This window comes from Cytophagia bacterium CHB2, from assembly GCA_030263535.1.
Lineage (GTDB): Bacteria > Zhuqueibacterota > Zhuqueibacteria > Zhuqueibacterales > Zhuqueibacteraceae > Coneutiohabitans.
The window spans coordinates 1-7,673 of the sequence record SZPB01000393.1; the positions used below are offsets into that span (position 1 = coordinate 1).

The window sequence follows — 7,673 nt, forward strand, 5'->3', positions numbered from 1 at the left end:
GTGCAATACCGCGATGTTGGCGGCGTGGAAAGTGATGTCCTAAAATTTGAATACGAAGTGGTCGCGGCAACCTTCAACGCCGGCGTCTTGGTGGTGGATGACGGCAACGGCCAGTTGGCAGGCCGTCCACCGGCAACCGGCGATGCCAATGCCGATAATTTTTATTCGCAAGTTTTGACTGCCGTAGGCGCGCGCTTTGCTTTGTGGGATGTTTTGACCCAGGGCGCGCCGACACCCAAGAAAGGGTTTGGCAATTACTCCACCGTCATTTGGCAGAGTGATGAAGCCACCTCGGTAACCCTGCCGCGTCAGCTTCAGCTTTTGGGTGATTACCTCACTGTTGGCGGAAACCTCTGGGTGGCAGGCTGGCGCAGCGTCAACCAAATTGCCGGCACGACCCCGGTCGCCAATTTCGATCCTTCCCAGCCAAATGCGGCGGCCACTTTTGCCTTTGTTTGGAATTACCTGAAAGTGGCTTCTACACGCCAAACACCGGGCAATGTGTTTGAATTTGCCGGTGCAACGGGCGCTAGCGGCTATCCGAATATCAATGTTGATGCGACCAAAAATCCCATTCCCAACCGGGCCGGCTTGTCGCCGATCGACGTCTTCACCGTGCGCGCCGGCGTGGCTGGTGCGGAAGCGGTTTACACCTTCAACGCTGCCACCAGCGCCCCGGACTTTCAAGGCGCGCCTGTCGGCATCAAGTATAGCGGCAGCGATTTTAACACCTTCACGATGGGATTTCCGTTCTATCATTTGAATAGCGCGGACGCGGAAGCCGCAGCGCGCAAAATTTTGCAGGACTTTGGAGAGCTTTAAGCGCTTTCAAAGTGGCATCACGGGCCGGCCATTTTTTTATGACCGGCCCGTGATTTTGTAAAAAAGTTCTGGACAAAATAGAAAAGACTCTTTATTTTTGCCGCGTTACTCACACAGTTCCAGAGATACGACATTCTCACTTGCGGCTGTCTCAAGCAACTCATGCCCCAAACCCAAGCGGGTTTCTTGCCCGAAGTCGCGAATCGGGCTGCTTCATCACATTGCTCTGATCCATCCCGCTGACTGATTGACGAAAGGAGGTGAAGTTGTCTCCTGTTAGTTGAATCACGTTGACGTCGTCCGATTAATCAATTCATTAAACTCACGTTCACCACATGTTAAATCCGTGGAGGGTAGTACCGATGCGTAAAACTCTTGCTACGCTCGTTGTATTGTGTTTTGCCGTTGCTGTCTTTGCTGGAGATCGCAAGGATCGCCAGAAAGTCAGCGTGGCTGACATGACGAAGGCTATTGATGGTACGGAGGTCAGCCTTGAAAAAAAACAACCCAGGCCTCAAATTGCCAGCCCCAATGCCATGGGCCCGGGCGTTTTGTTGATGGATAGCGGTTACGATTATTCCGGCAACGGCAATATGCAGCAAAACATCATCAACTATGGCGATGGCACGTTCGCCGTTGCCCGTATGGCTTCCTCTGACCCTGTCGGCATAGCCGATCGCGCCTCTTGGTTTGCTTATTTTGACGGCACCTCATGGAGCCCGATGACCAAGGTCGAAGCAGCCAGCCGCGGCTGGACGGATACGGACGTCATGCCCGATGGCCGTCAAGTCATTATTTCACATGTCGGCAATGAGCTTAACGTCGATGTTCTCCCCGGTCTGGGAATTTGGACGAGTAGCATCACCGGTTACATCGCAGGTGCAACCGATCATATTTGGCCAAAACTTGCTGTGGATGGCGCCGGCAACGTGCATGTTGTCAGCACCATCCGCGCGGCGATCTCGGGCGCGCGTTTTGGCACGTATTATCCGGTTTACAGTTCGTCGACTGATGAAGGCGGTTCGTGGAATCACAAATTCATTTTTGGCGATCCCTTCACCGATCTGGATACGACTGACGGCAAATGGCAGGGTTTTTCAATCGACAACTATCCGAACACCCCGGGCATTGTTCACGATGTTATGCTGGCCGAATCGGAAGATAACGGCGCGAATTGGAACGTTCGTTCGATTATGAGTTGGCCGCCTTTGCCCGCCGCTGGTGTGGATGAGTATCGCCCAAGCCAGGGTGTGGATTTGGCTTATGATAACAATGGCAATGTACACATTGTCACGGCGAACTATTTGATCAATTTGGATAGCGCAGGTACGGGCGCTGATGTTTTTCACAGTCAGACAGCGCCGATGCGGCATTGGAGTGAGGCCACGGGCTGGACCGACATGCTTACGTTTCAAGATATCCCGGGCTATAATCCCGCGGAGGATATCTTCAGCGGCGATGCCGTTAATTCTGCCGGCGCCGGTAACAACACCTTGCTGAAGTCGCCGAGTATCGGATTCGATGCCGATAACAATATGTATGTCACCTTCAACACGCCTTCGCCCGGTGATTCGCTCCCGGATGGTACGAATCTCATGGATGTCTATGTTGTCGGGTCAGGCGATGGTGGAGCGACATGGGGTCCTCCGGTGTTGATCACTGAGGAACGCGGCCTGGAAGACAGCGATGCTTCTCTGGCGAGACGTGTCGACGACAACCTGCACATTGTTTATTTCTCTGATCCGCAATTTGGCAATAATACGGCCAGCGGCGCTCCGCCCTACCGCACCAATATCATGTATTACGCTTTTGCCAAGGCGAACATCCCTTTGACCAGCACCGGTGTTGCGGACAAAGAGCCCGGCGTGATTCCGTCGTCGTTTGCGTTGCATCAAAATTACCCGAATCCCTTTAACCCTTCCACGACCATTACGTTTGAGTTGCCATTGACGACCCGTGTGACGTTGAGCATCTTCGACGTCACCGGCAAGCGCGTGGCAACACTGGTGAATGGCACAATGCCCGCCGGCAAGCATTCTGTGGTCTGGGATGCCGCCAAGAAAATGGCGTCAGGCGTATATGTCGCCCAGCTTGAAGGCCAAGGGATTTCCGCCCGCATGAAGATGACCTTGATGAAATAAGGCAGGATTGTTGTTTGTGAGCTATTTCATCTTGTGAATTTGCGAGACCCCTAGCTGCAAATAGCGAAGGGGTCTCTGCTTTTGATAAAATACGCTCACAATGTTCGTAGGCTCGCCAGAAGTTCATAGGATTGATTTTTAGATTTTTGTTCTTGCGTGAGTCGTTGAAAAAGTATTGAACCCATTATTTGAGAGGGCAATAATGAAAATTGTCAACATTTTTTTAGTAGCGCTGCTTTTGACTTCTGTCAGTTCCGTATTTTCCGGCGACAAGAAGAAAAGTATGAAATATACGCAATACGTTCCCTACGTGGATAAGGCGAGTTTTACACCTAAAAAGGTCGATTTGAGCGGCATCAAGAAAGTTTCTTCCTCGCCCGGAGTTTCAGTGGTCGGTGGGCTGGCAAACACGTATTATGATTTTCAAACCAATGGCGGGGACGAGCATCGTGTTCACGTCTTGCCGGATGGTTCTGTCCACGTGGTATACATGGGAGGCACCAATCGTGCTGCGATCGGGGATGCCAGCCGCGGCAGTTTTTATGCGTTCAGCGATGACTTTGGCGAAACCTTCACGAATCTCGGCCGCGTTGAGTTCGCGCGCGCGGGCTTTCCCAGCCTGGGTGTGACCAGCGAAGGGTACGCCCTCATTGTTTCGCATACCGGAGCCGTCCTTGGTACGAGTCTTTTCGTAGATGCGCTTCCCGGTCTCGGTATTTTTACATCGTATGATGCGCCGCGCGCTCCCATTGAATGCATCTGGCCCCGTGCGGCCGTCTCGACGAACAATCGCGTTATTTTCTATGGCTCTTCTGGTGGAACGGATGTCCCGGGCAATACCTGGAATGCCCTGGATTTGGGAACCTCAAGTTTTGCTTTTACGGAAAATCAGCCCTTGTTCCCGGATGTTGGTAACGAGATTCGCGGCAGCATCGCCGCCAGCGCGGGCGGCAAAGTTGCCCTGGTGCTTATTAATGGTCTTGACCTTCCGCCTGTGGCAGATTTCGGCAACAACAACATTATCCTGCGTGAATCTACAGATGGCGGCTTAACATTTGGCGATCCTGTCAATGTTACCGGCTACTCTGCAGACACCTCCTCCGTGCATGAGGCCTTCTGGTTGGGAATTAGCGCTATCTACGTCGGCGAAGAGTTGCATATCGTTTGGAACGAAGTTCTTGACCAGGTTCCAGGAGATGCAGGTATTTCCTACTTCGGTCCGGATCTGCGCATTAAACATTGGGCCGCGAGCGTCAATGGCGGCGTGCCCACCACCGCCGCGCGTTGGGATTCCGTTCATTTCTCCATTAATCAAACGGAAGGCGTCAACCACCTGCCCCTTGACTATCCCAGCATCGGCGTTGATGAAAATGGCATTCTGACGGTTGTATTCACGGGCTTTTCCGGGGATACCTTGAATGCTGATCCGGTATCCGGTTATGCGTATGGAGATATCTGGGCAGTTTCGTCTGCGAACAATGGGCTGCTTTGGGGTGAGCCAACCAATCTCACAAATAGCGTTGATATGGATGATCGCTATCCCTACATCTCAAGTTGGAATGAGTCCGGCAAGATTAACGTGATGTACATGTCGGATTCTGTTGCCGGTTCGTTTGCGTTCACCGATGCCGCTCCCGTTTCCACGCCGGATTTCTTGTTCTTGAAGGTCGATCATCCCTCAACAGAACCCTACGATTTCTATGCGACCGCCGTTGAGGACAAAACACCTGCAGTACCAGAGAGATTCAGTCTGGATCAAAACTACCCCAATCCTTTCAACCCGTCAACGAACATTGCATTTACTTTGGCCAAAGCTGAAAACGCGAAGCTTGAAATTTTTAATACGATTGGCCAAAGAGTTGCGGCATTGGTTAATGGAAAACTCCCGGCGGGCCAGCACAATATCACGTGGGATGCCAAAGACATGCCTTCGGGTATTTATTTCTATAAACTCGAAGCTGGCACGTTCAGTCAAGTGAAGAAAATGATCCTCGCAAAATAATCCGGCGCTTGCTCGAATACCGTTCTGATTTGAAAACGAACAATCGCAAGATTTGATGGATTATTATGCTGGTGTTTCTTACCCTCGGGATGCAGTTTACGCCCGAGGGTTTTTCATTAATCCTGTTATCCAGATGAAAACCAAATCCAAAAAGAAAAAAACACCGGCAAAATCTTCACGCGCTGCCGTTGCGCCTCGCCATCGGCGGCAAACGCGCTGGATGATCGCCGGCGCAATTTTAGCGGCCATCGTCATTACGGTGGCCGTTTTCGTTGAACAACGCGAGCCTATGCTGGTGACGCCTGCATTTGACGGCGACCGCGCGTTTGCGCTATTGCAGCGGCAGTGTGACTTCGGGCCGCGCGTGCCAGGCACTGCAGCGCACGCCGAGACGCGCGCTTTTCTCGTTGCCGAATTGCAAAAATTTGCCGATAATGTCGTCGAACAATCATTTGAGCATACGATCGGCCGCCTGCAACAGACGGTTACGTTGACAAATATCATTGCCGGATTCAATTTGCAAGCGGGCCGCCGCGTGCTGCTCTGCGCGCATTGGGATTCGCGCCCATGGGCCGATCAAGACCCGGACTCCAGCCGGCATGATGAACCGGTTCTGGGCGCGAACGATGGCGCTTCCGGCGTCGCCGTGTTGCTTGAAATTGCGGCTGTGCTCAAAGCGAATCCGCCTGCGGTGGGTGTTGATTTGATCTTGTTCGACGGTGAAGATTTTGGCGCGCCCGGTGAATCGCGCAGCTATGCCATCGGCGCGCAGCATTTCGCCGCCACCAAAGATGCGCGCTACAATCCCATGTTCGGCATTTTGCTCGACATGGTGGGCGATCGCGATTTGACGATTTATCAAGAACGAAACTCGGTGCGCTTCGCTGGCAGCGTGGTCGATCGCGTGTGGAACCTGGCCAGCCGCTTGGGCGTCAATGAATTCATGCCGGGCGTGCGCCACGAAGTTTTTGACGATCATGTGCCGCTGCTCGAAACCGGCATTCCGGTGATCAATCTCATCGATTTTGATTATCCCTACTGGCACACCACAGCCGACACGCCGGATAAGTGCAGCGCCGAGAGTTTGGCAAAAGTCGGCAAAGTTGTGCTGGCTGCGGTATACAATGTTGAATGAAGCATTCGCCGTATTTTTGATAATGTTCCGGCAACGGTATGGCTGTTGCCTTCATACTTGAGAGTTCGCGCAACCATATGAAGCTGCGACGCCGATTTTTAATCTTCTTTTTCCTCTCATGGTTTGGCGCGGCGGGTTTTGCGCAAGAGGCGCGCATTGCCATAGATTCCCTGCAGATCGAGTCCGGCCGGCTGGTGATTGATTTTCATGTGGACAGCCTGCTTACCAATCAATTGATCTCCGGCATGCAGCGCGGCATCACCTCCTCGGCGCGGTTTCGCGTGCAGCTCAACATCTCCGAGGATTTGGAGATCGTGCCGCTGTCCGCCACGACCGGTTCTCGAACTGGCTGGCGGCCTGCCGCGCTATGGGACATGAGCGCGTAGACGGCCTGCTCCTCGACCTCGGCGTCTCCAGCCTTCAGCTCGACACCGGCGAGCGCGGCTTCAGCTTCCGCGCCGATGCACCGCTGGACATGCGCATGGACCGGCAGAGCGGGCTCACGGCGCGCGAGTTTCTCCAGGGGCTCGATCCTCCGGAAGTGGCCAGGGTGCTGCGCGACTACGGCGAAGAGCGCCTGGCCTGGCCCATCGCCAAGGCCATCTGCCGCGAGCGTGACGCCGGTCGGCTAAGCACCACGGGAGACCTCGCGGCCATCTGCCGCCGCGCCTACCCCCGGGGACATCAGCGCATTGACCCGGCAACACGGACCTTTCAGGCGTTGCGCATTGCCGTCAACGACGAACTGGGCGAGTTGTCCCGCGCGCTGGATGACGTTTCGCAGGGGCTGAACGTCGGCGGCGTGGTATGCGTGATCAGCTTTCACTCGCTGGAAGATCGCATCGTCAAGCAGCGCTTTGCGGCCTGGCAGGATGCGGGGCAGGCAAGTTTGCTCAAGCGAAAGCCCGTAACGGCCGATGAAGCGGAAGTGGCGGCCAACCCTCGGGCTTCGAGCGCAAAGCTGCGCGCGCTGCTCTGGGGTGTGCGCCGCGAACGGTCAGCCGAGCGGCGCAGCCGGCATCATCGGAATGAGCCATGAACCTGGGTACTTCACTGATCGCAGTGGTCTTCTTCGTGGGCCTGGCAGCCATTGTCGTGGCCCAGCGGCTTGAGATCCGCAGCGCCGGCTACCGCGTCGGCAAGGCTGAGAAGGAACTGCTCAAGCTCGACGAGGAAATCCGCGTCCTGCGCGCCAGGAAGGCCCAGGCCGAAGACCCGCGCAACCTCTGGAAGAAAGTGCAGGAGCTGGGCCTGCCCCTGGTGCCCCCCGAGTTCAAGGAAGAGCCCGAAAAGCCCGGCGCCAAGGGGACTCCCAGGCCCGCGTCGCGGGACGCCAAACCGGCCCAGGCCAGGAAACAGGGGTAGATATGCGCCATTGGCTCCACTGGTTCATGGCGTCCGGCGCCGGCGCCCAATCGCCGCGCAAAGTCGCGGTTTGGATTCTCGGCTTTGTTGTCGCGGTGTTCGCCGGGCTGGCCGGGCGGCTCTACTCGCTGCAGGTCATGCACCACGAGGACTACCTCGAGCAACGCAATCGCAGCAGTACGCGGACCATTACCCTGCCCGGAGAGCG

6 protein-coding genes are annotated in these 7,673 nt (G+C 55.0%); all 6 read left to right on the top strand.

From position 1 onward, the window contains the following. Positions 1 to 1,157: 1,157 nt before the first annotated feature. Positions 1,158 to 2,963 carry a T9SS type A sorting domain-containing protein gene (locus FBQ85_25705; GenBank protein MDL1878528.1) on the top strand — a complete coding sequence of 602 codons (1,806 nt, stop codon included), beginning with the start codon at positions 1,158 to 1,160 and terminating at the stop codon, positions 2,961 to 2,963. Positions 2,964 to 3,165: 202 nt separating this feature from the next. Continuing rightward, complete coding sequence (locus tag FBQ85_25710) at positions 3,166 to 4,965, top strand: T9SS type A sorting domain-containing protein (GenBank protein ID MDL1878529.1); 1,800 nt, start codon at positions 3,166 to 3,168, stop codon at positions 4,963 to 4,965. A 55-nt stretch (positions 4,966 to 5,020) separates the two neighbouring features. Beyond that, positions 5,021 to 6,100, top strand: a complete 1,080-nt coding sequence (locus FBQ85_25715) for a M28 family peptidase (protein MDL1878530.1) — start codon at positions 5,021 to 5,023, stop codon at positions 6,098 to 6,100. A 232-nt stretch (positions 6,101 to 6,332) separates the two neighbouring features. Further along, positions 6,333 to 7,139, top strand: a complete 807-nt coding sequence (rsmH, locus tag FBQ85_25720) for a 16S rRNA (cytosine(1402)-N(4))-methyltransferase RsmH (protein MDL1878531.1) — start codon at positions 6,333 to 6,335, stop codon at positions 7,137 to 7,139. Next, the gene (locus tag FBQ85_25725; GenBank protein ID MDL1878532.1) at positions 7,136 to 7,465 is read left to right on the top strand and encodes a hypothetical protein; all 330 of its coding nucleotides are present in this window, start codon (positions 7,136 to 7,138) and stop codon (positions 7,463 to 7,465) included. The genes rsmH and FBQ85_25725 overlap by 4 nt, the downstream gene beginning before the upstream one ends. A 2-nt stretch (positions 7,466 to 7,467) precedes the next feature. Then, a partial coding sequence (locus FBQ85_25730; protein ID MDL1878533.1) for a hypothetical protein occupies positions 7,468 to 7,673 on the top strand: 206 nt, incomplete at its 3' end.